We start from the raw sequence: 26,878 nt of genomic DNA, 5'->3' as shown, positions 1-26,878 counted from the left end.
GCGGGTTGCCCGGGTCAGTGCCCGTCCGTCTGCCGGCTGTTGACGGCGTCCTCGGCGATGGACTCGTGGTGCCTGATCACCTCGGCGATGATGAAGTTCAGGAACTTCTCGGCGAAGGCGGGGTCGAGCTTGGCGTTCTCGGCGAGGGCGCGCAGCCGGGCGATCTGCCGGGCCTCGCGGGCCGGGTCGGCCGGGGGCAGCCGGTGGACCGCCTTCAGGCGCCCGACCTGCTGGGTGGCCTTGAAGCGTTCGGCGAGCATGTGGACGACGGCCGCGTCGATGTTGTCGATGCTGTCGCGCAGCCGGCCGAGCTCCTCGCGGACGGCGGGGTCGACGTAACCGGTGGCGGTGTTGCTGGTGGTCATGGGCGTCAACCCTAAGGGGGCTGCCTGTCGATCCCTAAGGGCCGTCGACGGGTTCGGCCACCGGCGGACCCGGTTCGCCGTCCTCCTGGAGTCCCTCGTTCCAGTCGTCGGGCACCGCGCGGCTCTGCTGGGCCCGGAAGCGCACGGGGGCGGCGCCGACCCGGCGGGTGAACAGGCGCGAGAAGTAGGCCGGATCGTCGTAGCCGACGCGGCGGGCGACGGCGGCGACGGACAGTTCGGTGGTGGCGAGGAGTTCCTGGGCGCGGCCGAGCCGGATGCCGATCAGATAGTCCTTGGGGCTGCACCCGGCGACCCGGCGGACCGCGGTGCGCAGCTCGGCCGGGGTCATGCCGTGCCGGGCCGCGTGGTCGGCGACGGTCATCCCGGTGCAGGCGTCCCGGGCGAGCGCGTGCAGCACCGGGTCGCCGTCGGGAGCGAGGTCGGCACGCGCGCGACGCAGGGCGACGAGGAGCTCGTGCACGGCGGCGCCGGTCTCGACCTCCAGGAGGGGGTTGCCGTGGCGGGCGGCCCGGGCGATGCGGGCGATGACGTCCCGGGGGCCGGAGGCGTCCGCCAGCGGCACCACGGGCCGCTCGGGCTCGATGTAGCCGAGTTCCGTGTAGGTCGCGGTGTCGGGGCCGGTGAAGGTCACGAAGGCCTCGTCCCAGCCGCTGTCCGGATCGGGTCCGTAGTGGTGCGGGACGCCGGGCGTGAGCCACACCAGCGCGGGGGCCGTGACGCTGGTGCGGCGCCCGTCGGGCGTCCGGTACCAGCCCCGGCCCGAGCTGATCACCACGGCGACGTGCCCGTCGAGCACGCGCGGGCCGACGGCGGGCACCGCGCCGTACTGGAGGCCGACACCGAGACAGACCAGGCCGAGGCGGTGGTGGACGGCGCCGGGTGTGAAGAACCGCATCCAGGTGCGGAAGATCGGCGCTCCTCCGGGCACTGCGCGCCCCTTCCGTGCGTCTCTTCCGTCCAAGTGCTGCCGATCTTTGTCCATGGTGTCGGCGCACGCCAGCAGGCCAAGGTGAGCGTATGAGCGACTTCACGGTGGGCGAAACGGATTTCCTGCTGGACGGGCGGCCGGTGCGGCTGCTGTCCGGCGCGCTGCACTACTTCCGGGTGCACGAGGACCAGTGGGGCCACAGGCTGGCGATGCTGCGCGCCATGGGGCTGAACTGCGTGGAGACGTACGTCCCGTGGAACCTGCACGAGCCGCACCCCGGCGCCTTCCGGGACGTCGGGGCCCTCGGCCGGTTCCTGGACGCGGCCCGGGAGGCCGGCCTGTGGGCGATCGTGCGGCCGGGGCCGTACATCTGCGCGGAGTGGGAGAACGGCGGCCTGCCGCACTGGGTGACGGGCGAGCTGGGCGCGCGGGCACGCACGCGTGACGAGCGTTTCCTCGGGTACGTGGACCGCTGGTTCCGCCGACTGCTGCCCGAGGTCACCTCCCGGCAGCTGGACCGGGGCGGCCCGGTGATCATGGTCCAGGTCGAGAACGAGTACGGCAGCTACGGCTCCGACGCCGCCTACCTGGACCACCTCACCGGCCTGCTCAGGACCGAGGGTGTCACGGTGCCGCTGGTCACCTCGGACGGTCCCGAGGACCACATGCTCACCGGCGGCTCGGTCCCCGGGCTGCTCGCGACGGTCAACTTCGGCTCGCACGCGCGCGAGGCCTTCGAGACCCTGCGCCGCCACCAGCCGCACGGCCCGCTGATGTGCATGGAGTTCTGGTGCGGCTGGTTCGACCACTGGGGCGGCGAGCACGTCGTCCGGGACGCCGGGGACGCGGCGGCGGCGCTGCGGGAGATCCTGGAGTGCGAGGCGTCGGTCAACGTGTACATGGCGCACGGCGGCACCAACTTCGCCGGCTGGGCGGGCGCCAACCGCCCCGGCGGCGAGCTGCACGAGGGCCCGCTGGAGGCGGACGTGACGTCGTACGACTACGACGCGCCGATCGACGAGTACGGCCGTCCCACGGAGAAGTTCTGGCGCTTCCGCGAGGTCCTCGCCGCGTACAACGCCGACCCGCTGCCCGAACCGCCCCCGGCACCCGACTCGTTGGCGTCGACGACGGACGTGGAGCTGACCGCCTGGGCACCGCTGCCCACCGTCCTGGAGGCGCTCGGCACCCCCGAACGGGTCCACCCGGTCCCGCCCACCTTCGAGGAGCTGGACATCGCCCGGGGCCTGGTCCGCTACGAGGTGGACGTACCGGGCCCGCGCCGACCGTACCCGCTCACCGCGCGGGGCCTGCGCGACCTCGCGGTCGTCTACGTCGACGGCGAGCGGGCCGGGGTCCTCACCGAGGAGGAACCCCAGCTCAAGAAGCCGCTCGCCGGCCCCGCGCGCGTGGAGCTCTGGGTGGAGTCCCTGGGCCGCGTCAACTACGGCCCCCGCTCCGGCGAGCCGAAGGGCATCACCGGGGGCATCCTGCACGAGCGCCAGTTCCTGCACGGGGTACGCGCGAGGGGGCTCGATCTGGACGCGTTCGAGGGGGGCGTGGACGCGGTGCCTTTCGGCCCGCTTCCGGAGGAGGGCGCGACGGGCCTGTACCAGGGCACGGTGACGGTTCAGGGGGCCGGCGACGCCCGTCTGGAACTCCCCGGCTGGACCCGGGGCTTCGTCTGGATCAACGGCTTCAACCTGGGCCGGTACTGGTCGACGGGCCCACAGGAGTCGCTGTACGTCCCGGGCCCGGTCCTGCAGGAGGGCGAGAACGAGGTCTGGATCCTGGAGCTCCAGGGCACGAACGGAGGCGTTGCAAGAATGCGCCCCGTTTGACGCGCCCCTTCAGGGGCGCTGGGGGTACCCCCGGCCGAAGGCTGGGGGAGGAACTGCGCGATCAGCCCCCACCGCCCCGCAGACATCGAACAACCTTCCGCCCCCCGATTCTCCCCATCCCCCGCATACTGTGAAAGACAGCTCCAGCGGCGTCTGTGGGGGTAAGGGACGTGGCGAACGGCGGCCCGGTGGAACACGGCTACCCGCACCTGGACACCGTGCGGGCCGCCATCACGGCGTTGTACCGGCGCCTGTCGTACGACACCGTCCAGACCTTCGCCACCAGCGTCCTCCCCGCCGACGTCGCATTCTGCGACACCGACGACCTCCACCTCGGCTCGCAGCGCGTCGCCCGCGAGATCGTCCGGCACTTCCACCTCCCCGACGCCCGCATGATCGTCGGCTTCAAGGACATGACGCACGCGGCGAACGTCGAACTGACCGCGGGCCCCGAGTACTTCGTCGAGCTGAACGACCGCTTCCGCACCCACCGCAGGGACATCGGCGCGGCCCTCGCCCACGAGGTGATGCACGTGTACCTGCACCGCCTGGACCTGTCCTTCCCGAGCATCCGGGAGAACGAGATCCTGACGGACACGGCGACCACCTACCTGGGGGCCGGCTGGCTGCTCCTGGACGCCTACCGGGAGCACGGCGAGGCGTCCCAGAAGCTCGGCTACCTCACCCCGGAGGAGTTCGGCTACGTGCTGGCCAAGCGCTCCCTCGTCTTCCACGAGGACCCCTCGGTGTGGTTCACCAGCCCGCAGGCCTACACGGCGTACCAGAAGGGCATGACCCGGGCCCGCCAGGACGAGGAACAGCCGCCGCTCAGCGCGGCCGGCTGGGCGGGCCGCCGCCGCTACGCCCGCGACCGCCGCCACGCCCCCACCACGCCGCGCCCGCAGCCCGGCGCCCCCTACGCCTTCACCCCCGACGGCGGGGGCCGGCTGCGGGTCTCGTTCCCGTGCCCGACCTGCCACCAGCGGATCAGGGTGCCGGTACGGGGCCGGGTCCGGGCCCGGTGCTCGCTGTGCCGGACGGTACTGGAGTGCGACACCTAGACCCCGGCCCCTGCCCCTGGCCTGGCCCCTGCCCTCCCCCTGCCCCCGGCCTCACGCCCCGTACACCGCCCCCGGAGCCGTCGCCTCGGCCAGCAGTTTCAGTGCCGTCTCCCCCGCCTCCGCCGGGGTCCACCGGGCGCCCTTGTCGGCGGTCGGACCGGGCCGCCACCCCTCCATGACGGCGATCCTGCCGCCCTCCGTCTCGAACACCCGCCCGGTGACGCCGGCGCTCGCGGCGGAGCCGAGCCAGACGACGAGCGGGGAGACGTTCTCGGGGGCCATGGCGTCGAAGCCGGCGTCGGGGACGGCCATGGTCCCGGCGAAGGCGCGCTCCGTCATCCGGGTGCGGGCGGCCGGGGCGATGGCGTTGACCTGGACGCCGTAGCGGGCGAGTTCGGCCGCCGCGACCAGGGTGAGACCGATGATGCCGGCCTTGGCCGCGCTGTAGTTGCCCTGCCCGACCGAGCCCAGCAGGCCCGCGCCGCTGCTGGTGTTGACGATGCGGGCGACCGGGGGACGGCCCGCCTTGGTCTCGGCCCGCCAGTGCGCGGCCGCGTGCCGCAGCGGCAGGAAGTGGCCCTTCAGATGGACCCGCATGACCGCGTCCCAGTCGTCCTCGGCGAGGTTGACCAGCATGCGGTCGCGCAGGAATCCGGCGTTGTTGACGAGGGTGTCCAGCCGGCCGTACGCGTCCAGGGCCGCCGCCACCAGGGACGCGGCACCGGCGTCCGTCGCGATGTCGCCGCCGTGCGCCACCGCCTCGCCGCCGGCCGCCCGGATCTCGGCCACGACGGCCTGGGCGGGACTGGCGGGACCGTCCGGGCCGTCCGGGCCACCCGCACCCGGCACGCCGTCGAGGCCGACGCCGAGGTCGTTGACGACGACCCGGGCGCCCTCGGCGGCGAAGGCCAGCGCGTGGGCCCGGCCGAGCCCGCGCCCGGCGCCGGTGACGACCACGACCCGGCCCGCGCAGATTCCGCTCATCTCAGTCCTCCTTGTCGGATGCCTTGTCGGACGGCATCTCGGACGGCTTGTCGAACGGGTCGCCGGCAGTCGCCGCGTCCAGGAAGGGCGGCCGCTCCCCGCCCCCGTGCACGAGCAGACTCGCCCCGCTGATGTAGGCGGCCGCGTCGGAGGCGAGGAAGACGGCGGCGGCGCCGACGTCGGACGGGGCGGCGAGGCGGCCGAGCGGGACGGTCCGGGAGACGGCGTCGACGCCTGCCGGGCCGCCGTAGTGGAGATGGGCCAGCTCGGTGCGGACCATGCCGACCACGAGGGTGTTGACGCGCACCTCCGGCGCCCACTCCACCGCCATGGACCGGGCGAGGCTCTCCAGACCCGCCTTGGCCGCGCCGTAGGCGGCGGAGCCCGGGGAGGGGCGGCGGCCGCTGACACTGCCGATCATCACCACCGCTCCCCGGGCCCGCCGGAGCTGCTCGTACGCGGCGAGGGAGGCGGTCAGCGGGGTGACGAGGTTCAGCTCGATCACCCGGGCGTGCCGCTCGGGGTCCGCGTCGGCGAGCCGCCGGTAGGGGGTGCCGCCCGCGTTGTTGACGAGCACGTCGAGGCGGGGCAGGGCGTCGAAGAAGGCGCGTACGGCGAGTGGGTCTCGCAGGTCGAGAGGGGTGAACTCGACGCCTTCGAGGTGGTGTTCGGGCGGTCGACGGGCACAGGCCACGACATGGGCCCCGGCCTCGGCGAAGGCCCGTGCGATCCCGGCGCCCACCCCCCTGGTACCGCCGGTGACGACCACGGTCCTGCCGCTCGGCGAGTTGTCCACAGGGCCTCCCGCTTGTCAGCGCCGACTGCTAGCTTCGAAGTCTCACACCTAACAAATGTTTGGTGGAAAGGTAGCTGAGTGCGAAGGTAGCTGATGCGTCCATGGGTGTCTCCACCTCGTGTCCGGAAAAGGGAATCGCGCTCGTCACGGTCGACCACCCGCCGGTGAACGCACTGCCGGTGCACGGCTGGTTCGCCCTGGCGGACGCGGTGCGCGCGGCGGGCCGCGACCCCGGGACCCGGTGCGTCGTGCTGACCGCGCGAGGCCGGGGCTTCAACGCGGGCGTGGACATCAAGGAGATACAGGCGGACGGGCACGAGGCGCTGCTCGGCGCCAACCGGGGCTGTGCGGAGGCCTTCGCGGCGGTGTACGAGTGCGAGACCCCGGTGGTGGCCGCGGTACACGGTTTCTGTCTGGGCGGCGGGATAGGCCTGGTGGGCAACGCGGACGCGATCGTGGCGAGCGAGGACGCCGCCTTCGGGCTGCCGGAGCTGGACCGTGGCGCCCTGGGCGCGGCCACCCATCTGGCCCGTCTGGTCCCGCCGCATCTGATGCGGACGCTGTACTACACCTCGCGCACGGCGACCGCCGCCGAGCTGCACGCGCACGGCTCGGTGTGGCGGGTGGTGCCCCGCGAGGAGCTCGGCTCCGCGGCACTGGAGCTGGCGCGGGAGATAGCCGCCAAGGACGGCCGGCTGCTGCGCCTCGCCAAGGCCGCCATCAACGGCATCGACCCCGTCGACGTGCGGCGGAGTTACCGCTTCGAACAGGGCTTCACCTTCGAGGCCGCCCTCAGCGGGGTGGCCGACCGGGTCCGTGACACCTTCGGGAAGGAGGGTGCCGGCAGTGACTGACAAGACGATGACCGCCGACGAGGCCGTCGCCCGGCTGACCAGCGGCATGACCCTCGGCATCGGCGGCTGGGGTTCCCGGCGCAAGCCGATGTCCCTGGTCAGAGCAGTGCTCCGGAGCGGTATCGACGATCTCACCCTGGTCTCGTACGGCGGTCCGGACGTCGGGATGCTGTGCGCGGCCGGCCGGGTGCGCAAACTGGTGACGACCTTCGTCACCCTCGACTCCGTCCCGCTCGAACCGCACTACCGCGCGGCACGCGAGCGCGGGGCGTTCGAGCTGATGGAGGTCGACGAGGGCATGTTCATGTGGGGCCTGCACGCGGCGGCGAACCGCCTGCCCTTCCTGCCGGTCCGGGCCGGGATCGGCTCGGACGTCATGCGGGTCAACCCCGGCCTTCGGACGGTCACTTCGCCGTACGACGACGGGGAGACGTTCGTGGCGATGCCCGCCCTGCACCTGGACGCGGCGCTGGTCCACGTCAACCGTGCCGACCGGCTGGGCAACGGGCAGTACCTGGGCCCGGACCCGTACTTCGACGACCTGTTCTGCGAGGCGGCGGACGCGGCCTACGTCTCCTGCGAACGGATCGTGGACACGGCCGAGCTGACGAAGGAGGCGGCCCCGCAGTCGCTGCTCGTCAAACGGCTGAACGTGACAGGGGTGGTGGAGGCGCCGGGCGGGGCCCACTTCACGTCCTGCGCGCCCGACTACGGGCGGGACGAGGAGTTCCAGCGGCTGTACGCGGCGACGCCGTGGGCGGATTTCTCCGGGCGGTTCCTGGCCGGGGACGAGCAGGCGTACCGGTCGGCGGTGCGGAACTGGCAGGAGGGGCAGAGGTGACGGACACACCGCGCGGGGACGTACTGCCCAGGGACGTACTGCGCTCCGAGTACTGCGTGGTCGCCTGCGCCGAGGCCTGGCGCGGCTCGGGCGAGATCCTGGCGAGCCCGATGGGCCTGATCCCCTCCCTGGGCGCACGCCTGGCCCGGCTGACCTTCGCACCGGACCTGCTGCTCACCGACGGGGAGGCCCTGCTGGTCCGCCCGGACGGGACGCCCGAGGGCTGGCTGCCCTACCGGCAGCACCTCGCCCTGGTGGCCGGCGGGCGGCGGCACGTGATGATGGGCGCGAGCCAGCTCGACCGCTACGGCAACCAGAACATCTCCTGCATCGGCGACTGGTCCCGGCCCCGCCGCCAGCTGCTGGGGGTGCGCGGAGCGACTCTCAACACCCTGAACAACCCGACGAGTTACTGGGTCCCGAAGCACTCCCGGCGGGTGTTCGTGGCGAAGGTCGACATGGTGTGCGGGGTGGGGTACGACCGGGTGGCCCGGCACCCGGGCACGGAACGCTTCCACCGCATCCCCCGGGTCGTCACCGACCTCGGTGTCCTCGACTTCGAGACCCCCGACCGCTCGATGCGGCTGGCCGCACTGCATCCGGGGGTGAGCGTCGACCAGGTGCGGGAGGCGACGGACTTCGAGCTCGCCGTCCCGGAGGAGGTGCCGTACACCCGCGAACCGAGCGCGGTGGAGCTGCGGCTGATCCGCGAGGTGCTCGATCCGGCCGGCGCGCGGACGAAGGAGGTCGCCGGGTGATGGACACCGCACTGACCCGGCTGGTCGGGGTCCGGCATCCGATCGTGCAGACGGGGATGGGCTGGGTGGCGGGCCCCCGCCTGGTCTCGGCCACGGCCAACGCGGGAGCCCTCGGCATCCTGGCGTCCGCGACCATGACCCTGGACCGGCTGCGGGCCGCGATAGCCGAGGTGCGGTGCCGTACGGACGCCCCCTTCGGGGTGAACCTGCGGGCGGACGCGGCCGACGCCGGCGACCGGGTCCGGCTGATCATCGACGGGGGTGTGCGGGTGGCGTCCTTCGCGCTCGCCCCCTCCCCCGAGCTGATCGCCGAGCTCAAGGAGGCGGGTGTGGTGGTGATCCCGTCCGTCGGGGCGCGGCGGCACGCCGAGAAGGTGGCGGCGTGGGGCGCGGACGCGGTGATCGTGCAGGGCGGCGAGGGCGGCGGGCACACCGGCGAGGTGGCGACCAGCGTGCTGCTGCCGCAGGTGGTGGACGCGGTGCGGATACCGGTGGTGGCCGCCGGGGGGTTCTTCGACGGCCGGGGGCTGGTGGCGGCGCTGGCGTACGGGGCGGCGGGGGTCGCGATGGGCACGCGGTTCCTGCTCACCTCGGACTCGACGGTGCCGGACGCGGTGAAGGCGAGGTACCTGGCGGCGACGGTCAGGGACGTCACGGTGACCAGGGCGGTGGACGGTCTGCCGCACCGGATGCTGCGGACCGATCTGGTGGCCGCGCTGGAGCGTTCGGGCCGGGCCCGGAGTCTGCTGCACGCGATCCGGCGCGCGGCGGGGTTCCGGAAGCTGTCCGGGCTCACCTGGCGGCAGCTGGTCCGGGACGGCCTGGCCCTGCGGCACGGCAAGGAACTGTCCTGGAGTCAGGTCCTGCTGGCCGCGAACACGCCGATGCTCCTCAGATCGGCGATGGTGGACGGCCGTACGGACCTGGGGGTGATGGCGTCCGGGCAGGTCGCCGGGGTGATCGACGACCTGCCGTCGTGCGCCGAACTGGTGGACCGGATCATGGCGGAGGCGGAGGAGACCCGGGACCGGCTCATGGCCCTGAAGTGAGGCCTCACAGCCGCTCGATGATCGTCACGTTCGCCTGCCCACCGCCCTCGCACATGGTCTGGAGGCCGTACCGGCCGTCGGTGCGTTCCAGTTCGTGCAGGAGGGTCGTCATCAGTTTGACGCCGGTCGCGCCGAGGGGGTGGCCGAGGGCTATCGCGCCGCCGTTGACGTTGATCCTGGCGGGGTCGGCGCCGGTCTCCTTGAGCCAGGCGAGGACGACCGGGGCGAAGGCCTCATTGATCTCGACCAGGTCGACGGCGTCGATGGTGAGGCCGGTCTTCTTCAGGGCGTGGGCGGTGGCCGGGATCGGGGCGGAGAGCATCCGGATGGGGTCCTCGCCGCGGACGGAGAGGTGGTGGACGCGGGCGCGGGGGCGCAGCCCGTGTTCGCGGACCGCCCGTTCGGAGGCGAGGAGCATGGCGGCGGCGCCGTCGGAGACCTGGGAGGAGCAGGCGGCGGTGATGGTGCCGCCGTCGAGGACCGGCTTGAGGGCGGCCATCTTCTCCAGGGAGGTGTCCCGGCGCGGCCCCTCGTCCACCGCGACCGGGCCGTAGGCGACCGTCTCCCGTTCGAAGCGGCCCTCGTCGATGGCGCTGAGGGCCCGCCGGTGGGAGCGCAGGGCGAACTCCTCCTGGTCCTGGCGGCTGATGCCCCACTTGGCGGCGATCATCTCGGCGCCGGCGAACTGGTTGACGGGCCGGGTGCCATACCGGGCCCGCCAGCCGGTGCTGCCCAGGAAGGGGCCGTCGGTCAGGCCGAGCGGCTCGGCGGCCTGGCGGGAGGCGAAGGCGATGGGGATCTGGGACATGTTCTGGACGCCGCCGGCGACCACCAGGTCCTGGGTGCCGGAGAGGACGGCCTGGGCGGCGAAGTGCACGGCCTGCTGCGAGGAGCCGCACTGGCGGTCGACGGTGACACCCGGCACCTCCTCGGGCAGCCCGGCGGCCAGCCAGCAGGTCCGGGCGATGTCACCGGCCTGCGGCCCCACCGCGTCGAGGCAGCCGAAGACGACGTCCTCGACGGCGGCCGGGTCCACGCCCGACCGCTGCATCAGGGCGGTCAGCACATGGGCGCCCAGGTCGGCCGGGTGGACCCCGCTCAGACCGCCCTTGCGCCGCCCGACCGGCGTGCGCACCGCTTCGACGATGTAGGCCTCGGCCATGTCAGCAACTCCCTCGGCAGAAAGGGGCTTTCAACGAATGGGTGAGCTACTCGCGGACGGCGATCCCGTCCAGCACCATCGACAGGTACTGCCGGGCGATCTCCTCCGGGCTGTGCTGCCCGCCGGGCCGGTACCAGGAGGCGGCGACCCACACCGTGTCCCGCACGAACCGGTAGGTGAGGCGGACGTCGAGGTCGGCGCGGAAGACGCGCGCGGCGACCCCGCGCTCCAGCGTGGACAGCCACGCCTTCTCGAACCTGCGCTGCGACTCGGCGAGGAAGCCGAACCGCTCCTGCGCGACCAGCTGCTTGCTCTCCTTCTGGTAGATGGCGACGGCGGCACGGTGCCGGTCGATCTCCCGGAAGGACTCGGTGACCAGGGCTTCGAGGGTCTCGCGGGGACCGAGTCCGGCGTCCAGGACGGTGTCGTAGCCGTCCCAGAGCTCGTCGAGGAAGGTCCGCAGGATCTCCTCCAGCATCGACTCCTTGGAGTCGAAGTGGTAGTAGAGGCTGCCCGCGAGCATGCCCGCGTGGTCCGCGATCTTGCGCACGGTGGTGGCGTTGTAGCCCTGTTCGGCGAAGACCTCGGCGGCGGTTTCGAGGAGTTCGCGCCGCCGGGCGGGCGCGGCGGTCACCTGGGGCTTCTTCTTGGTCGGCACGGGCACATTCTCGTCCTACGGATGCTGGCTGCTGACGGAGAGGACCTCTCCGGTGAGGTAGGAGGAGTAGCCGGACACCAGGAAGACGATGGCGTTGGCCACCTCCCACGGCTCGGCGTACCGCCCGAAGGCCTCGCGGGCGGTGAGCTCCGCCAGCAGCTCGGCCGACGTGACCTTCACCAGGTGCGGGTGCATGGCGAGGCTCGGTGCCACCGCGTTGACCCGCACCCCGTACTCGGCGGCCTCGATCGCCGCGCACCGGGTCAGGGCCATCACCCCGGCCTTGGCGGCGGCGTAGTGGGCCTGCCCGGCCTGGGCCCGCCAGCCGACGACGGAGGAGTTGTTGACGATCACCCCGCCGTGTCCGCCCTCGCGGAAGAGCCGCAGGGCGGCGCGCACGCACCGGAAGGTGCCGTTGAGGGTGACGTCGAGGACCCGCGACCACTGTTCGTCGCCCATGTCCACGAGCGCCGAGGTCCCGCCGAGACCGGCGTTGTTGACGACGATGTCCAGCCGTCCGTGGGCCCGCACGGCGGTGTCGAAGAGCCCCTGCACCTGGGCCTCGTCGGTCACGTCGCACGGGAAGGCGGTCACGGCGCCCGGATGCTCGCCGGCCAGGTCGGCCTCGTACTCCTTCAGCCGCCGCGCGTGCGCGTCGCTGATCAGCACGCGGGCGCCCTCCTCCAGGAAGCGGCGCGCGGTCGCCCCGCCGATCCCCGCCCCGGCCGCGGCCGTGATGACCGCGGTGCGCCCCGCGAGCAGCCCGTGCCCGGGCACGTACTCCGGACTCTCGACGCCTGTCATGGACCCACGCTAACCTACCAAACACTTGTTAGGGAAGGACGGTGACGGCGACCGTGGACCTGACCCACAGCCCGGCCGACGAGGAGTTCCGCGCCGAGGCCCGCGCCTGGCTCCGGGCGCATGTGCCACCCCGCCCGCTCCCCTCCCTGGAGACGGCAGAGGGCTTCGCGGCGCACCGCGCCTGGGAGGCCGAACTGGCCGCGGACCGCTGGTCGGTGGTGTCCTGGCCCGAGGAGTACGGGGGCCGGGCCGCGGGGCTGCTGCGCTGGCTGGTCTTCGAGGAGGAGTACTGGGCGGCGGGCGCGCCGGGCCGGGTCGGTCAGAACGGCGTCTCGCTGCTCGCGCCGACCCTGTTCGAGCACGGGACGCCGGAGCAGCGGGCGCGGGTGCTGCCGCCGATGGCCACCGGGGAGGTGGTCTGGGCGCAGGCGTGGTCCGAGCCCGGGGCCGGTTCCGACCTGGCCGCCCTCACCTCCAGGGCCGTGCGGACGGCCGGCGGCTGGCTGCTGACCGGCCAGAAGACCTGGTCGTCCCGGGCGGCCTTCGCCGACCGCGCGTTCGGCCTCTTCCGCAGCGAACCGCATCCGCCCAAGCCGCATCAGGGGCTCACCTACCTGATGTTCGACCTGCGCGCCCCGGGGGTGACCGTGCGCCCGATCGGCCGTCTCGACGGGAAGCCGGCGTTCGCGGAGCTGTTCCTGGACGAGGTGTTCGTGCCCGACGAGGACGTGATCGGCGAGCCGGGCCAGGGCTGGCGGATCGCGATGTCCACGGCGGGCAACGAACGGGGGCTGACCCTGCGCTCACCAGGGCGGTTCCTGGCCGCCGCCGACCGGTTGCGGGACCTCTGGCAGGCGCGGGGCGAACCGGAGTCCGCCGCGTCCCGGGTGGCCGACGCGGTCGTCGGCGCCCGCGCGTACCAGCTGTTCACCTACGCGGCCGCGGCCCGCTTCCTGGACGGCGAGTCGCTCGGCCCCGAGTCCAGCCTGAACAAGGTGTTCTGGTCGGAGCTGGACCTGGCGCTGCACGAGACGGCCCTCGATCTGCTGGGCGCCGAGGGCGAACTGGCGGACACGCCGTGGTCGGAGGGCTATGTCTTCTCCCTCGCCGGTCCGGTCTACGCGGGCACCAACGAGATCCAGCGCGACATCATCGCCGAGCGGCTGCTCGGCCTGCCGAAGGGACGCCGCTGACATGCGTTTCCTCCTCGACACCGAGCAGCGGGACTTCGCCGACGCCCTGCGGGGGCTGCTGACGGCAGCGGACACACCGGCGGTGGTACGGGACTGGAGCCGCGGCGAGCATGCGGCCGGGCGGGCCTTGTGGGGTCGTATCGGCGGGGCGGGGGTGTTCGGGCTCGCGGTGCCGGAGGAGTACGGCGGGATGGGCCGCCGGCCGGTCGAACTCGCCGTCGCATTCGTCGAGTTGGGACGGTTCGCGGTGCCGGGGCCGTTGGCGGAGACGGCGGCGGCGGCCGTGCTGCTCGATGACGGCGAGAGCCTCGCCAAGCGGTTCCTGCCGGGGATCGCGTCGGGAGAGACGATGGCGACGGTGGCGCTCGAGCAGCACGGGTACGGGTTCGCGCTGGACGCGGACGCGGCCGATGTGCGGCTCGCGGCCACGCCGGAGGGCCTGCGGCTGTCCCCCGGCGCCGGGGCGGTACGCCGGTCCCTGGACCCCGCCCGCAGGCTCGCACCGCTCGTTCCCGTCGGTGAGCTGCTCAGCACGGAGCCGCCGTGGGCCGAGGCGCTGACCTGGGCCCGGCTGGCCACGGCAGCGCAGGCGCTGGGGGTGGGCCTGGCCCTGCTCGACAGAACGGTGGCGTACGTGAAGCAGCGGACTCAGTTCGGCGTGCCCGTCGGGTCGTTCCAGGCGGTCCGGCATCGGCTGGCCGACGTGAAGATCGCGCTGGAGTTCGCGCGGCCGCTGGTGTTCGGGGCCGCGGCGACGATGACTCCGTCGGATGTGGCCGCGGCGAAGCTCAGCGCATGCGAGGCGGCGTATGCGGCAGCGCGGGCCGCGCTGCAACTGCATGGGGCGATCGGCTATGCGGCGGAGTACGACCTGTCGTTGTGGGTGACCAAGGCACGTGCGCTGCGGGGTGCTTGGGGAGCTCCGGAGGAGTGTCGGAGGGTGGTTCTCGGTCGTCCTTAGGGTGCGGACCGGTGGGGGCTGGTCGCGCAGTTCCCCGCGCCCCTGAAGGGGCGCTTCAGCTCGCGGCGTTCAGTGGTGATCCCCGCTCGTGAGCTCCCGGTACTCCTCCTTCGTCGGCTTCGGGATGTGGGTGTCGGGGCCGAACATCCCCTTCGCCAGGCTCGCCCGTACCCGCTGGGCGACGGTGACCTTGCGCCGTACGCCGTTGGCGTCCTCCAGCGGGCCCAGTTCGTAGGGCGGGTTCTGTTCGTGCTGGGTGAGGGTGAACAGGTGGGCCTGGCTGAGGGGTTCGTGGACCTCGACGTACTCGCCGTGCGGGAGCAGTTTGATCAGGCCGGTCTCCCTGCCGTGCAGGACCTTGTCGCGGTCCCGGCGCTGCAGGCCGAGGCAGATCCGTTTGGTGGCGATGAAGGCGAGGACGGGGACGACGAGGACGGAGATCCGGACGAACCAGGTGATGGAGTTGATGGAGAGATGGAGATGGGTGGCCACGACGTCGTTGCCGCCGCCGATCAGCAGCACGAAGTACTCGCTGAGCCAGGCCACGCCGAGGGCGGTGCGGACGGGGACGTTGCGCGGGCGGTCGAGGATGTGGTGCTCGCGTTTGTCGCCGGTGATCCATGCCTCGATGAACGGGTAGATCCCGATGGCCAGGAGGAAGAGCGGGAAGGCCGAGAAGGGGATGAGGACGCCCAGCTCCAGGGTGTGGCCCCAGGCGTTGATCTCCCAGCCGGGCATCACGCGGATCAGGCCCTCGGAGAAGCCGAGGTACCAGTCGGGCTGGGCACCGGTCGTCACCAGGTCGGGGCGGTAGGGACCGAAGGCCCACACCGGGTTGATGGTGGCGATGCCGCCGATGATCGCGAGGACGCCGAAGACGAGGAAGAAGAAACCGCCGGCCTTGGCCATGTAGACCGGCAGGAAGGGCATGCCGACCACGCTCTTCTGGTCGCGTCCGGGCGCCGGGTACTGGGTGTGCTTGTGGTAAAAGACCAGGATCAGGTGGGCGACGACCAGGCCCAGCATGATCCCGGGCAGCAGGAGCACGTGGATCGGGAAGAACCGCGAGATGATGTCGTGGCCCGGGAACTCCCCGCCGAACAGGAACATCGAGAGGTACGACCCGACGATCGGGATCGACAGGATCGCACCGTCGGCGAACCGGACGCCGGTGCCGGAGAGCAGGTCGTCGGGGAGCGAGTAGCCGGTCAGGCCGGTGAGGATGGCGAGGAACAGCAGGAGCCAGCCGAACAGCCAGTTGACCTCGCGGGGCTTGCGGAAGGCGCCGGTGAAGAACACCCGCATCATGTGGACGAGCATGCCGGCCACGAAGACCAGCGCCGCCCAGTGGTGGATCTGCCGGATCAGCAGGCCGCCGCGCACGTCGAAGCTGATGTGCAGCGTCGACTCGTACGCCTTGGTCATGATGATGCCGTTCAACGGCTGGTAGGTGCCGTGGTAGACGACCTCGGCGCCGCTGGGCTCGAAGAACAGGGTGAGGTAGATGCCCGTGAGGATCAGGATGAGGAAGCTGTAGAGGCAGATCTCGCCCAGCATGAAGGACCAGTGGTCCGGGAACACCTTGCGCATGTTCGCCTTGGCCAGGCCGTAGATCCCCAGTCGGCCGTCGGCCCAGTCCGCGAGCTTCTCACCCTTGCCGGGCGGCTCCGCTCGCTGTGCCGAACTCCCCACCCGTGCCTGACCGTTCACCGTTCGTGCCGCGTCGTCCATACGTCGCGTCGCCTCCCCGCCGGATCACCCCTCAGGGTGGCATGACAGGCCCCCGACAGCCAACGGTGCGACGTAAAGTCAGCCCGCCCCGACGATCCCCGCCGCCCGCGCCGCCGCCAGCCACTGCGGGAACTCGCCGACGAGACGGTCGTACAGCTCGCCGTCCGGCACCTTCCCCGGGTCCGAACCGGCGTGGAAGAAGCCCGCGTTGTCCACCGCCCGCTTGCCCGGCACCGCGAGTTCGTCGAGCTTGCGCAGGAAGTCGAACTGCTTGCTGTGCGGGTCGCCGAAGCCGACGAACTGCCAGAACAGCGGCAGCCTGGCCGCCTTGCACAGGTAGCGTTCCGCGGCGAGCTTGTTGATCGGGCCGCCGTCGGTCTGGAAGACGACCAGGGCGGGCGCGGTGGACCCGCTGTCCAGGTAGTGGTCGATCACGGCGTCCATTGCCAGGTGGTAACTGGTCTTGCCCATGTGCCCGAGCCCGGCCGCGATCTTCTCGATCCGGCCCGTGTGTTCGGCCAACTTGATGTCGGTGACCGCGTCGATGTCGGTACTGAAGAAGACGACGGGGACGCGGCCGTCGTCGTCCAGGTGTGCGGAGAGGCCGAGAACCCGGTCGGCGAGGGCCTGCACGCTGCCGTCGGCGTAGTACGGCTTCATCGAGCCGGAGTAGTCGACGACCAGGTAGACAGCGGCACGGAGGTCGTCGAGGCCGTGCTTGGTGAGGGAGATACCGGCCGACTTGTACGAGTCGACCAGCGCGGGCGCGGTCTGCTCCACCTTGCTGAGACTGATCGCGGCCATGTCCTGTTCCCCCTCACCCGTGGTTCAGGAGGCCGAGGTTACTTGATCGGAAAAAGGCGGCGGCGCCTGCCCTGTCGTCCGGTCGGGGACTGGCGGGCAGGCGCCGTCTTGGTGTTCCGTACGCCTTTGTACGGGACGTTCTTCGGGGTGGGTCAGACCATCAGCGAGCGGTCCGTCGGGCGGATCGGGGCCGGGAGGTCGCTCGCTCCGGTGAGGAAGCGGTCGACGCCCTTGGCGGCCGAGCGGCCCTCGGCGATCGCCCAGACGATCAGGGACTGGCCGCGGCCCGCGTCACCGGCGACGAAGACGCCGGGGACGTTGGTCTGGAAGTCGGCGTCGCGAGCGACGTTGCCGCGCTCGTCGAGTTCGAGACCGAACTGCTCGACCACGCCGTTGACCCGGTCGGTGCCGGTGAAGCCCATGGCCAGGGTGACCAGCTGGGCCGGGATCTTCCGCTCGGTGCCCGGCTTCGGGGTCAGCCTGCCCTCGACGAACTCCACCTCGGTGAGGTGCAGCCACTGGACGTTGCCGTCCTCGTCGCCCTCGAAGTGGGTGGTGGAGACGGAGTAGACCCGCTCGCCGCCCTCCTCGTGCGCCGAGGTGACCTTGTAGAGCATCGGGAAGGTCGGCCACGGCTGGTTCGGCGCGCGGTCCTCGCCCGGACGGGGCATGATCTCCAGCTGTGTGACGGAGGCCGCGCCCTGGCGGTGGGCGGTGCCGACGCAGTCCGCGCCGGTGTCGCCGCCGCCGATCACGACCACGTGCTTGCCCTCGGCCGAGATGGGGGACACGACGTAGTCGCCCTCCTGGACCTTGTTGGCCAGGGGCAGGTACTCCATCGCCTGGTAGACGCCCTTGAGCTCGCGGCCGGGGACCGGGAGGTCACGGGCGGTCGTCGCACCGGCGGCGATGACGACCGCGTCGTACCGCTTCTTCAGGTCGGTCGCCTTGAGGTCGACGCCGATCTCGATGCCGGTACGGAAGCGGGTGCCCTCCGCGCGCATCTGCTCGATGCGGCGGTTGATGTGCCGCTTCTCCATCTTGAACTCGGGGATGCCGTAGCGGAGCAGGCCGCCGACGCGGTCGGCGCGCTCGTAGACGGCGACGGTGTGGCCGGCCCGGGTCAGCTGCTGGGCGGCGGCCAGGCCCGCGGGGCCCGAGCCGATGACGGCGACGGTCTTGCCGGACAGGCGCTCGGGGGCCTGCGGCGCGACGGTCCCGACCTCCCACGCCTTGTCGATGATGGAGACCTCGACGTTCTTGATGGTGACGGCAGGCTGGTTGATGCCGAGCACGCACGCCGACTCGCAGGGGGCCGGGCAGAGGCGACCGGTGAACTCCGGGAAGTTGTTGGTCGCGTGCAGCCGCTCGGAGGCGGCCGTCCAGTCCTCGCGGTAGGCGAAGTCGTTCCACTCGGGGATCAGGTTCCCGAGCGGACAGCCGTTGTGGCAGAACGGGATGCCGCAGTCCATGCACCGGCTGGCCTGCTTGCTGATGATCGGCAGCAGCGAACCCCGGACGTAGACCTCGTTCCAGTCCTTGACGCGCTCGGTGACGGGACGGGTCTTGGCGACCTCACGGCCGTGGTTCAGGAAGCCCTTCGGGTCAGCCATTGATCGCCGCCTCCATCATCTTCTCGTGGGTCTCGGTCTCGGAGAGACCGGCTCGCTCGGCGGCGTCCTTGGCGGCGAGCACTGCCTTGTAAGTGCCAGGAATGATCTTGCTGAAGCGCTGCGCGGCCGCGTCCCAGTCGGCGAGCAGCTTCTCGGCGACCGTGGAGCCGGTCTCCTCGGCATGGCGGCGCACGACGTCGTACAGCCACTGCCGGTCACTGTCGTCGAGGGCCTCGACGGCGCTGACGTTGCCCACGTTGACGTTGTCGACGTTCAGGTCGATCACGTACGCGACGCCACCGGACATGCCGGCCGCGAAGTTGCGGCCCGTCTCGCCGAGGACCACCGCCTGGCCGCCGGTCATGTACTCGCAGCCGTGGTCGCCCACGCCCTCCGAGACCACCAGTGCACCGGAGTTACGGACGCAGAATCGTTCACCCGTACGACCGCGCAGGAACAGTTCGCCACCGGTCGCGCCGTAGGCGATGGTGTTGCCCGCGATGGTGGAGTACTCGGCGAGGTGGTCGGCCGCGCGGTCCGGACGGACGATGACACGGCCGCCGGAGAGGCCCTTGCCGACGTAGTCGTTGGCGTCGCCCTCCAGGCGGAGGGTGACACCGCGCGGCAGGAAGGCGCCGAAGGACTGGCCGGCCGAGCCGGTGAAGGTGATGTCGATGGTGTCGTCGGGCAGGCCCGCGCCGCCGAACTTCTTCGTCACCTCGTGGCCGAGCATGGTGCCGACCGTGCGGTTGATGTTGCGGACCTTGATCTGGGCGCGCACCGGCTGGGCGTCGGTGGCGCTGGAGGCAGCCAGGGCGTCCGAGGCGAGCTTGATCAGCTCGTTGTCCAGGGCCTTCTCCAGGCCGTGGTCCTGCGCGACCGTCTGGTGCAGCGCCGCGCCCTCGGGCAGTTCGGGCACGTGGAAGAGCGGGGCCAGGTCCAGGCCCTGCGCCTTCCAGTGGTTGACGGCGCGGGTGACGTCGAGCGTCTCCGCGTGGCCGACGGCCTCCTCGATGGAGCGGAAGCCCAGCTCGGCGAGGATCTCGCGGACCTCCTCGGCGATGAACTTGAAGAAGTTCACCACGTACTCGGCCTTGCCGTTGAAGCGGTCGCGCAGCACCGGGTTCTGGGTGGCGACGCCGACCGGGCAGGTGTCGAGGTGGCAGACGCGCATCATGATGCAGCCGGAGACGACGAGCGGCGCGGTCGCGAAACCGAACTCCTCGGCGCCGAGCAACGCGGCGATGACGACGTCACGGCCGGTCTTCAGCTGGCCGTCGGTCTGCACGACGATGCGGTCGCGCAGGCCGTTGAGCAGCAGGGTCTGCTGGGTCTCGGCGAGGCCGAGCTCCCAGGGGCCGCCCGCGTGCTTCAGCGAGGTCAGCGGGGAGGCGCCCGTACCGCCGTCGTGGCCGGAGATGAGCACGACGTCCGCGTGGGCCTTGGACACACCGGCCGCGACCGTGCCGACGCCGACCTCGGAGACCAGCTTGACGTGAATCCGCGCCTGCGGGTTCGCGTTCTTCAGGTCGTGGATCAGCTGGGCCAGGTCCTCGATGGAGTAGATGTCGTGGTGCGGCGGCGGGGAGATCAGGCCGACACCCGGGGTGGAGTGCCGGGTCTTCGCGACCCACGGGTAGACCTTGTGGCCGGGCAGCTGGCCGCCCTCGCCGGGCTTGGCGCCCTGGGCCATCTTGATCTGGATGTCGTCCGCGTTGACCAGGTACTCCGAGGTCACGCCGAAGCGGCCGGAGGCGACCTGCTTGATGGCGCTGCGCCGCGCCGGGTCGTACAGGCGGTCCGGGTCCTCGCCGCCCTCACCGGTGTTGGACTTGCCGCCCAGCTGGTTCATGGCGATGGCGAGGGTCTCGTGGGCCTCGCGCGAGATGGAGCCGTAGGACATGGCACCGGTCGAGAACCGCTTGACGATCTCGGAGACCGGCTCGACCTCGTCGACGGAGATCGGCTCGCGCCCCTCAAGGCCCGTCTTGAAGCCGAAGAGGCCGCGCAGCGTCATCAGCCGCTCGGACTGCTCGTTCACGCGGTCCGTGTACTTCTTGAAGATGTCGTAGCGGTTCGCGCGGGTCGAGTGCTGGAGGCGGAAGACCGTCTCCGGGTCGAACAGGTGCGGCTCGCCCTCGCGGCGCCACTGGTACTCGCCGCCTATGTCGAGGGCGCGGTGCGCCGGGGCGATGCCGGAGGCCGGGTAGGCCTTGGCGTGGCGGGCGGCGACCTCCTTGGCGATGACGTCGATGCCGACGCCGCCGATCTTGGAGGCGGTGCCGTTGAAGTACTTGTCGACGAAGCCGGCTTCGAGACCGACGGCCTCGAAGACCTGGGCGCCGCGGTAGGAGGCGACGGTCGAGATGCCCATCTTGGACATGACCTTGAGGACGCCCTTGCCGAGGGCGTAGATCAGGTTGCGGATGGCCTGCTCGGACTCCATGCCCGGCAGGAAGGTGCCCGCGCGGGTCAGGTCCTCGACGGACTCCATCGCCAGGTACGGGTTGACGGCGGCGGCGCCGAAGCCGATCAGCAGCGCGACGTGGTGGACCTCGCGGACGTCACCGGCCTCGACCAGCAGGCCCACGTGGGTGCGCTGCTTGGTGCGGATGAGGTGGTGGTGGACGGCCGCGGTGAGCAGCAGCGACGGGATCGGCGCGTGCTCGGCGTCCGAGTGCCGGTCCGACAGGACGATCAGGCGGGCGCCGTTCTCGATGGCCGCGTCGGCCTCGGCGCAGATCTCCTCGATCCGCGCGGCCAGGGAGTCGCCGCCGCCGGAGACCCGGTACAGGCCGGACAGGGTCGCGGCCTTGAAGCCGGGCATGTCGCCGTCGGCGTTGATGTGGATGAGCTTGGCCAGCTCGTCGTTGTCGATCACCGGGAAGGGCAGCACGACCGAGCGGCAGGAGGCGGCCGTCGGGTCGAGCAGGTTGCCCGAGGGACCGAGGGAGCTGCGCAACGACGTGACGAGCTCTTCGCGGATCGCGTCCAGCGGCGGGTTGGTGACCTGCGCGAAGAGCTGGGTGAAGTAGTCGAAGAGCAGGCGCGGGCGCTCGCTCAGCGCGGCGATGGGCGAGTCGGTGCCCATGGAGCCGATCGGCTCGGCGGCGGCCTTGGCCATCGGCGCGAGGATGACGCGCAGCTCTTCCTCGGTGTAGCCGAAGGTCTGCTGGCGGCGGGTGACCGAGGCGTGGGTGTGCACGATGTGCTCGCGCTCGGGCAGGTCGCCCAGCTCGATCTCGCCGGCCTCCAGCCACTCCGCGTAGGGCTGCGCGGCGGCGAGGCCGGCCTTGATCTCGTCGTCCTCGATGATGCGGTGCTCGACGGTGTCGACGAGGAACATCCTGCCGGGCTGCAGCCGGCCCTTGCGGACCACCTTGGCGGGGTCGATGTCGAGGACGCCGACCTCTGAGCCGAGGACGACCAGGCCCTCGTCGGTGACCCAGTAGCGGCCGGGGCGCAGACCGTTGCGGTCGAGAACGGCGCCGACCTGGGAGCCGTCGGTGAAGGTGACGCAGGCGGGGCCGTCCCAGGGCTCCATCATCGTGGAGTGGAAGCCGTAGAAGGCGCGGCGGGCCGGGTCCATCGAGTCGTGGTTCTCCCACGCCTCCGGGATCATCATCAGCACGGAGTGCGGCAGCGAACGCCCGCCCAGGTGCAGGAGCTCCAGCACCTCGTCGAAGGACGCCGAGTCGGAGGCGTCGGGCGTACAGATCGGGAAGACGCGGTCCAGCTTCTCCTGCGGCCCGAACAGGTCGGAGACCAGCTGGGACTCGCGGGCGACCATCCAGTTCCGGTTGCCCTTGACGGTGTTGATCTCACCGTTGTGGGCGACGAAGCGGTAGGGGTGCGCGAGGGGCCACGACGGGAAGGTGTTCGTGGAGAACCGGGAGTGCACGAGCGCGATCGCGGATGCGAAGCGGCGGTCGGACAGGTCCGGGAAGAAGGGCTCCAGCTGGCCGGTGGTCAGCATGCCCTTGTAGACGATGGTCCGCGCGGACAGCGACGGGAAGTAGACGTCGACCTCGCGCTCGGCGCGCTTGCGCAGCACGAACGCCTTGCGGTCCAGCGCGATGCCCTCGCTGGCGCCGTCGGTGACGAAGATCTGCCGGAAGACCGGCATGGTGGAGCGGGCGGTGGCGCCGAGCAGCTGCGGGGCGACCGGAACCTCGCGCCAGCCGAGGACGGTGAGGCCCTCCTCGTCCGCGATCGTCTCGATCCGCGAGACGGCGTCCTGGGTGCCGTCCTCCGGGAGGAAGGCGATGCCGACGGCGTAGGAACCGGCGGTCGGCAGCTCGAATCCGGCCACCTCACGGAAGAAGGCGTCGGGCACCTGGGAGAGCAGGCCCGCGCCGTCACCGGAGTCGGGCTCGGAGCCGGTCGCGCCGCGGTGCTCCAGGTTGCGCAGAACCGTGAGTGCCTGCTCGACCAGCGCATGGCTCGCCTCGCCGGTGAGGGTGGCCACGAAGCCGACGCCACAGGCGTCGCGCTCGTTGCGGGGGTCGTACATACCCTGCGCAGCAGGGCGAGCATCCATGAACGACCAGTTTCGGCCGTTCGTGGAGTGCTGGGACGGCTGGCGCGGCGTACGCATCGGCTCTCCCGTCGTCGTCAGTGGCGTATAGCAGGTGCCGAGGGACGACGCTGGCCCTCTGCGTTTTTGTTGCGAAATTTCACGCAGGTTACATGATGGAGCGATTCTCGGGAACTGGATACACCGTTCCAACATGCGGACGCCGTAGGGGTTTACGGCGAGGTACCGCTCAAGCGGTGAAGGTGGTGGGGGACCGATCCGGACAGATCCGTGTCCATCGGTCCGCAGGGGCGGGGGTGAGCGTCGCGCCACCCCACAGGTGCATGGCAGGCCTCATTGCCTGCGGCGCTTACGGCTCATGCCCAGTGGTTAAGCATTCGAAACCAGCGAGTAACGGGTACTTATGCGGCCCAACGCATAGCTACCAGTCGCCTTATCCTACGGCCGACCCGATCAGGGTGCCCAGGGCGTACGTCACACCGGCCGCCGCGCCGCCCAGCGCGAGCTGCCGCAGACCGCTGAACCACCAGCTCCGCGCGGTCACCTTGGCCACCACGGCACCGCACCCGAACAGTCCGGCGAGGGCCAGCAGCAGGGCGGGCCAGAGCGCGGTCGCGCCGAGCAGGAACGGCAGCACGGGCAGCAGCGCGCCCAGCGCGAACGAGCCGAAGGACGAGACGGCGGCGACCAGCGGCGAGGGCAGATCGCCGGGGTCGATCCCGAGCTCCTCGCGGGCGTGTATCTCCAGCGCCTGCTCGGGGTCGGCGGACAGCTGCCGGGCGACCTCCCGGGCCAGCTCCGGCTCGACACCCCGCGCCTCGTACAGCGCGGCCAGCTCGGCCTCCTCGTCCTGCGGGTGCCTGCGCAGCTCCCCGCGCTCCACGTCCAGCTCGGCCTCGACGAGCTCGCGCTGCGAGGCGACGGAGGTGTACTCGCCGGCGGCCATCGAGAAGGCGCCGGCGGCCAGCCCGGCGAGCCCGGTGATGACGATGGTCTGGTGGCCGACGGCCCCGCCCGCCACACCGGTCATCAGGGCGAGGTTGGAGACCAGCCCGTCCATGGCCCCGAAGACGGCGGGCCGCAGCCAGCCCCCGTTCACATCCCGGTGGGTGTGGTTGTCACGGTGGGCTTCGTGCAGGGTCGCCTGGGTCTCGATCACGGCCATGAGGGGTCCCCCAAAAGGTCTCGCAGCGCGCCCCGGATAAGCTGAGGCAAAGCTAACTTTGGACAAGTTCTATCTTTCGACAACGCCGACAGTACGCCGGGGCATTCCTCGCCGCCAGCAAGGAAAGGCTGGGCTAACCTGCAGCTTTACCCTCTTCCGCTCACACGTGCGACACCCTGCACAGATGTCGACCGGGTGATGTGAAGGCCCTTCAGGCTGCGGTCAACCGCCGTTGGTGGGACACATCCGCAAACGGTTCCGCGCCCCCGCGCGAAGCCCCTCCCGGAGAGGCCCGCCCATGTCATCGATCGTCTGCACCCCGCCGGTCCCCGCTCCCGGGGAGCCCGCCCCCGACCTGCGCGACCGGGCCCGGGGCGCGCTGCTGGGCCTGGCCGTGGGCGACGCGCTCGGGGCGCCGGCGGAGAACATGAAGCCCTCCGAGATCCGCGCCCGCTGGGGCCGCATCACGGGTTACGTGACCGACCACCCCGCCGGCACCGACGACACCGAGTACGCGATCTTCTCCGGTCTCCTCCTCGCCCGGCACGGCTCGGCCCTCACCCCGGCCCATGTCGAGGCGGCCTGGCACGAGTGGATCGCCGACCGCGCCGAGGGCCCCTTCAAGGGCGCGGGCTTCAGCGAACGCGGCACCCTGGAGAACCTCCGCCGGGGCCTCGCCGCCCCCATCTCCGCCCAGCACCGGCACGCCTGGAGCGACGGCCTGGCCATGCGGGCGGCCCCCTTCGGCGTCTTCGCGGCGGGCCGCCCCGCCGAGGCGGCCCGGCTCGTCGCCGTCGACGGCTCCGTGAGCCACGAGGGCGAGGGCATCTACGGCGGCCAGGCGGTGGCGGCGGGGGTCGCGGCGGCGATGGCCGGGGCCCCGCCGACGGCGGTGGTCGCGGCCGCGCTCGCCGTGGTCCCCGACGACTCCTGGACGGCCCGCTCCCTGCGCCGCGCGGTGTCGGTGGCCCACCGCGGCGAACGGGCGGTCCGCTCCGCGGTGGTCATCGGCGGCTACCCCTGGACCGACCTCGCCCCGGAGGCGGTGGCCCTGGCCTTCGGCGCGTACGCGGCGGCGGACGGCGACTTCCGGGACGCGGTGCTGACGGCGGTCAACATGGGCCGGGACGCGGACACGACTGCGGCGGTGGCCGGCGCGCTGGCGGGCGCGACGCGGGGCGAGGCGTCGATCCCGCCGGAGTGGGGGGCGGCGATCGGCCCGGCCCGAGGCAGCTGCCTGCCGTCGATGGCGGGACAGCATGTGCTGGAGGTGGCGGAACTGCTGACAGGGCCGGCTTCGACACGGACCGAGCCGCGGCCGTCGCCACGGACACCTCTACCGGCCGAGGCACACGCATGGACGCCGGCCGATCCAGCGACCGAGCCACCCGTCCTGATCCCGTCCGAGTCGCAACGCTCTGCACCACCCTTCCCACCCACCGAGCCACACCCCTCCACACCAGCCCCCCTCCCCACCGAGCCACACCCCTCCACACCAGCCCCCCTCCCCACCGAGCCACACCCCTCCACACCAGCCTTTCTGCCAACCGAGTCGGGTGGTGGGTGGGCGAGGTCTCGGGGGTCCAGGGGGCGGAGCCCCCTGGGCGTGAGCTGCGGCGAGGGGGTCCGGTGAACCGGCGTCGTATCGAGGGGCTCCTCCTCGGCCTCGCCGCGGGCGACGCCGCCGGCTGGCCTTCCGCGCGGCACCGCGCCTCCCGCATGCCGGAATGGACCCGCCGCCTCACCCGCGAACTCGACACCTTCGCGGAACAGAACGCGACCACCACCCTCCCCGTCCCCATCGCCCTCAACCAACCCCCCGAGCCCCTCCGCCTCGGCCCCTCCGACGACGCCGAGTGGGCGGCCTTCGCCGCGGAAGCCGTCCTGCGCGCCGGCGACGACACCGCCCTCGGCGACCTCAGCCGTGAGCTCCGTACCCGCGCCGCCATCGACCTCACCTGGACCGCGGTCGCCTCCGAGGTCGCCGCCGCGGCCGACCGCGCCCCGGAGGTCGAGTCGGCCGTACTCCCCCTGCGCGCCCGCATCTCCGTCCGCGCCGGTCTCGGCAACCTCGCCGCCGGCCTCCGCCCGCCCGCCACCGGCCACGACAACCCGCACTACTTCGACGACGCCGCCTGCGTCCGCGCCTGCGCCCTCGCCGTCGCCCATCCCGGCGACCCCCAACGCGCCGCCGACCTCGCCGAGTTCGACGCTCGCTACACCCAGGACGGCGACGGCGTGCACGGCGCCCGTGCCATGGCCGCGGCCCTCGCGCTCGCCCTCGTCGGCGCCGAGGTCGAGACCTGCGTGGCCGCGGCCCTCACCGAACTCCCCGAGTCCACCGAGATCGGCCGCAACGCCCGCCACGCCCTGACCCTCACCGGTGCCGCGGACACGGCGTTCGCCCTCATCCCGCTCCTCGAACACCAAATCGTCGACCACGTCTACAGCTACGGCATCGCCGCCGCCGAGACCGTCCCGGTCGCCCTCGCCCTCGCCACCGCCGCGCGCGGCCGGATCGCCGAGGCCGTACCCGCCGCCGCCTGCCTCTCCCGGGTCGCCGACTCGGCCCCCGCCCTCGCCGGCGCGCTCACCGGTGCCCTCGGCGGCGCCGATGCGATCCCGCCGTCCTGGCGGGACGCCTGCCGCACCCTCTCCGGCTGTGCCCTCCCCCGGCTCACCGGCACGGACCTCGTGGAACTCGCCGAACTCCTGGAAGCCACACAACCGGCCCGTCCAGGTGGATGATTCG

Annotated in this window: 21 protein-coding genes and 1 pseudogene; 10 read left to right on the top strand and 12 right to left on the bottom strand. The window is 72.0% G+C overall.

Annotation, left to right across the window (positions count from 1 at the left end; translation table 11 throughout):
- Window positions 1-14: 14 nt before the first annotated feature.
- Together ABZ887_RS06970 and ABZ887_RS06965 are read right to left on the bottom strand one after the other, a co-directional pair.
- Entirely contained in the window at window positions 15-365 is a 351-nt protein-coding gene (locus ABZ887_RS06970; protein ID WP_361283802.1) for a chorismate mutase, read from the bottom strand.
- Window positions 366-399: 34 nt separating this feature from the next.
- Window positions 400-1,296: an AraC family transcriptional regulator gene (locus tag ABZ887_RS06965; RefSeq protein ID WP_361284603.1), complete on the bottom strand. Its 897-nt coding sequence runs from the start codon at window positions 1,294-1,296 to the stop codon at window positions 400-402.
- Window positions 1,297-1,403: 107 nt separating this feature from the next.
- Between ABZ887_RS06965 and ABZ887_RS06960 the strand changes: the two genes are divergently transcribed.
- On the top strand, window positions 1,404-3,155 hold the full coding sequence (locus ABZ887_RS06960; RefSeq protein ID WP_361283799.1) for a beta-galactosidase family protein: 1,752 nt from the start codon (window positions 1,404-1,406) through the stop codon (window positions 3,153-3,155).
- A gap of 170 nt (window positions 3,156-3,325) precedes the next feature.
- Window positions 3,326-4,216: a hypothetical protein gene (locus tag ABZ887_RS06955; RefSeq protein ID WP_361283796.1), complete on the top strand. Its 891-nt coding sequence runs from the start codon at window positions 3,326-3,328 to the stop codon at window positions 4,214-4,216.
- Window positions 4,217-4,267: 51 nt separating this feature from the next.
- Here the strand turns inward: ABZ887_RS06955 and ABZ887_RS06950 are convergent, their stop codons facing one another.
- Together ABZ887_RS06950 and ABZ887_RS06945 are read right to left on the bottom strand one after the other, a co-directional pair.
- Window positions 4,268-5,200, bottom strand: coding sequence for an SDR family oxidoreductase (locus ABZ887_RS06950; protein WP_361283793.1), 933 nt, complete (start codon window positions 5,198-5,200; stop codon window positions 4,268-4,270).
- A 1-nt stretch (window position 5,201) separates the two neighbouring features.
- Window positions 5,202-5,996, bottom strand: a complete 795-nt coding sequence (locus tag ABZ887_RS06945; protein WP_361283790.1) for an SDR family oxidoreductase — start codon at window positions 5,994-5,996, stop codon at window positions 5,202-5,204.
- Window positions 5,997-6,097: 101 nt separating this feature from the next.
- Between ABZ887_RS06945 and ABZ887_RS06940 the strand changes: the two genes are divergently transcribed.
- From ABZ887_RS06940 to ABZ887_RS06925, 4 genes are read left to right on the top strand one after another with little or no spacing between them, the layout of a single operon-like run.
- Entirely contained in the window at window positions 6,098-6,850 is a 753-nt protein-coding gene (locus ABZ887_RS06940; protein ID WP_361283787.1) for an enoyl-CoA hydratase family protein, read from the top strand.
- Window positions 6,843-7,691 carry a CoA-transferase gene (locus ABZ887_RS06935; protein ID WP_361283784.1) on the top strand — a complete coding sequence of 283 codons (849 nt, stop codon included), beginning with the start codon at window positions 6,843-6,845 and terminating at the stop codon, window positions 7,689-7,691. Before ABZ887_RS06940 ends, ABZ887_RS06935 begins: the two co-directional genes overlap by 8 nt.
- A complete protein-coding gene (locus tag ABZ887_RS06930; RefSeq protein ID WP_361283781.1) occupies window positions 7,688-8,449 on the top strand; it encodes a CoA-transferase in 762 nt (253 codons plus the stop codon). Before ABZ887_RS06935 ends, ABZ887_RS06930 begins: the two co-directional genes overlap by 4 nt.
- The gene (locus ABZ887_RS06925) at window positions 8,449-9,498 is read left to right on the top strand and encodes a nitronate monooxygenase (protein ID WP_361283778.1); all 1,050 of its coding nucleotides are present in this window, start codon (window positions 8,449-8,451) and stop codon (window positions 9,496-9,498) included. The genes ABZ887_RS06930 and ABZ887_RS06925 overlap by 1 nt, the downstream gene beginning before the upstream one ends.
- Before the next feature lie 4 nt (window positions 9,499-9,502).
- Here the strand turns inward: ABZ887_RS06925 and ABZ887_RS06920 are convergent, their stop codons facing one another.
- From ABZ887_RS06920 to ABZ887_RS06910, 3 genes are read right to left on the bottom strand one after another with little or no spacing between them, the layout of a single operon-like run.
- Window positions 9,503-10,660, bottom strand: a complete 1,158-nt coding sequence (locus tag ABZ887_RS06920; protein ID WP_361283775.1) for an acetyl-CoA C-acetyltransferase — start codon at window positions 10,658-10,660, stop codon at window positions 9,503-9,505.
- Window positions 10,661-10,706: 46 nt separating this feature from the next.
- Window positions 10,707-11,318 (bottom strand): TetR/AcrR family transcriptional regulator, encoded by a 612-nt coding sequence (locus ABZ887_RS06915; protein WP_361283772.1) that lies wholly within the window; start codon window positions 11,316-11,318, stop codon window positions 10,707-10,709.
- A gap of 15 nt (window positions 11,319-11,333) precedes the next feature.
- Window positions 11,334-12,122 (bottom strand): SDR family oxidoreductase, encoded by a 789-nt coding sequence (locus tag ABZ887_RS06910; protein WP_361283769.1) that lies wholly within the window; start codon window positions 12,120-12,122, stop codon window positions 11,334-11,336.
- A 53-nt stretch (window positions 12,123-12,175) separates the two neighbouring features.
- On the opposite strand from ABZ887_RS06910, the gene ABZ887_RS06905 reads away from it, so the two are divergent.
- Both ABZ887_RS06905 and ABZ887_RS06900 read left to right on the top strand, forming a co-directional pair.
- Window positions 12,176-13,315: an acyl-CoA dehydrogenase family protein gene (locus tag ABZ887_RS06905; protein ID WP_361284600.1), complete on the top strand. Its 1,140-nt coding sequence runs from the start codon at window positions 12,176-12,178 to the stop codon at window positions 13,313-13,315.
- Window position 13,316: 1 nt separating this feature from the next.
- Window positions 13,317-14,276 carry an acyl-CoA dehydrogenase family protein gene (locus ABZ887_RS06900; protein WP_361283766.1) on the top strand — a complete coding sequence of 320 codons (960 nt, stop codon included), beginning with the start codon at window positions 13,317-13,319 and terminating at the stop codon, window positions 14,274-14,276.
- Window positions 14,277-14,345: 69 nt separating this feature from the next.
- Here the strand turns inward: ABZ887_RS06900 and ABZ887_RS06895 are convergent, their stop codons facing one another.
- The 5 genes from ABZ887_RS06895 to ABZ887_RS06875 all read right to left on the bottom strand — a co-directional run bounded on the left by ABZ887_RS06895 (window position 14,346) and on the right by ABZ887_RS06875 (window position 24,126).
- Entirely contained in the window at window positions 14,346-16,007 is a 1,662-nt protein-coding gene (locus tag ABZ887_RS06895) for a cytochrome bc complex cytochrome b subunit (RefSeq protein ID WP_361283763.1), read from the bottom strand.
- Window positions 16,008-16,085: 78 nt separating this feature from the next.
- Complete coding sequence (locus tag ABZ887_RS06890) at window positions 16,086-16,811, bottom strand: VWA domain-containing protein (RefSeq protein ID WP_361283760.1); 726 nt, start codon at window positions 16,809-16,811, stop codon at window positions 16,086-16,088.
- 152 nt (window positions 16,812-16,963) lie between these two features.
- Entirely contained in the window at window positions 16,964-18,424 is a 1,461-nt protein-coding gene (locus ABZ887_RS06885; protein ID WP_361283757.1) for a glutamate synthase subunit beta, read from the bottom strand.
- A complete protein-coding gene (gene gltB / locus ABZ887_RS06880; protein WP_361283754.1) occupies window positions 18,417-22,964 on the bottom strand; it encodes a glutamate synthase large subunit in 4,548 nt (1,515 codons plus the stop codon). The genes ABZ887_RS06885 and gltB overlap by 8 nt, the downstream gene beginning before the upstream one ends.
- Window positions 22,965-23,394: 430 nt before the next feature.
- Window positions 23,395-24,126, bottom strand: a complete 732-nt coding sequence (locus ABZ887_RS06875; protein ID WP_361283751.1) for a VIT1/CCC1 transporter family protein — start codon at window positions 24,124-24,126, stop codon at window positions 23,395-23,397.
- Between the two features lie 298 nt (window positions 24,127-24,424).
- On the opposite strand from ABZ887_RS06875, the pseudogene ABZ887_RS06870 reads away from it, so the two are divergent.
- Together ABZ887_RS06870 and ABZ887_RS06865 are read left to right on the top strand one after the other, a co-directional pair.
- Window positions 24,425-25,411: pseudogene (locus ABZ887_RS06870) on the top strand (ADP-ribosylglycohydrolase family protein); the annotation flags it as partial.
- 326 nt (window positions 25,412-25,737) lie between these two features.
- Complete coding sequence (locus ABZ887_RS06865) at window positions 25,738-26,874, top strand: ADP-ribosylglycohydrolase family protein (protein WP_361284597.1); 1,137 nt, start codon at window positions 25,738-25,740, stop codon at window positions 26,872-26,874.
- The last annotated feature ends 4 nt before the right edge of the window (window positions 26,875-26,878 follow it).

Origin of the sequence: Streptomyces sp. NPDC047061, assembly GCF_040643955.1 — a bacterium.
Classification (GTDB): Bacteria; Actinomycetota; Actinomycetes; order Streptomycetales; family Streptomycetaceae; genus Streptomyces.
The sequence above is the reverse complement of the archived record's forward strand: the minus strand, read 5'-3'. Positions and strand labels throughout refer to the sequence as shown.

What these genes read in the sequence shown, in the direction of transcription:
- ABZ887_RS06875 (WP_361283751.1), bottom strand. Translation starts at nt 24,126, where the DNA reads ATGGCCGTGATCGAGACCCAGGCGACCCTGCACGAAGCCCACCGTGAC.
- ABZ887_RS06960 (WP_361283799.1), top strand. Translation starts at nt 1,404, where the DNA reads ATGAGCGACTTCACGGTGGGCGAAACGGATTTCCTGCTGGACGGGCGG.
- gltB (WP_361283754.1), bottom strand. Translation starts at nt 22,964, where the DNA reads ATGGATGCTCGCCCTGCTGCGCAGGGTATGTACGACCCCCGCAACGAG.
- ABZ887_RS06890 (WP_361283760.1), bottom strand. Translation starts at nt 16,811, where the DNA reads ATGGCCGCGATCAGTCTCAGCAAGGTGGAGCAGACCGCGCCCGCGCTG.
- ABZ887_RS06895 (WP_361283763.1), bottom strand. Translation starts at nt 16,007, where the DNA reads ATGGACGACGCGGCACGAACGGTGAACGGTCAGGCACGGGTGGGGAGT.
- ABZ887_RS06920 (WP_361283775.1), bottom strand. Translation starts at nt 10,660, where the DNA reads ATGGCCGAGGCCTACATCGTCGAAGCGGTGCGCACGCCGGTCGGGCGG.
- ABZ887_RS06885 (WP_361283757.1), bottom strand. Translation starts at nt 18,424, where the DNA reads ATGGCTGACCCGAAGGGCTTCCTGAACCACGGCCGTGAGGTCGCCAAG.
- ABZ887_RS06900 (WP_361283766.1), top strand. Translation starts at nt 13,317, where the DNA reads ATGCGTTTCCTCCTCGACACCGAGCAGCGGGACTTCGCCGACGCCCTG.
- ABZ887_RS06940 (WP_361283787.1), top strand. Translation starts at nt 6,098, where the DNA reads ATGGGTGTCTCCACCTCGTGTCCGGAAAAGGGAATCGCGCTCGTCACG.
- ABZ887_RS06910 (WP_361283769.1), bottom strand. Translation starts at nt 12,122, where the DNA reads ATGACAGGCGTCGAGAGTCCGGAGTACGTGCCCGGGCACGGGCTGCTC.
- ABZ887_RS06950 (WP_361283793.1), bottom strand. Translation starts at nt 5,200, where the DNA reads ATGAGCGGAATCTGCGCGGGCCGGGTCGTGGTCGTCACCGGCGCCGGG.
- ABZ887_RS06970 (WP_361283802.1), bottom strand. Translation starts at nt 365, where the DNA reads ATGACCACCAGCAACACCGCCACCGGTTACGTCGACCCCGCCGTCCGC.
- ABZ887_RS06925 (WP_361283778.1), top strand. Translation starts at nt 8,449, where the DNA reads ATGGACACCGCACTGACCCGGCTGGTCGGGGTCCGGCATCCGATCGTG.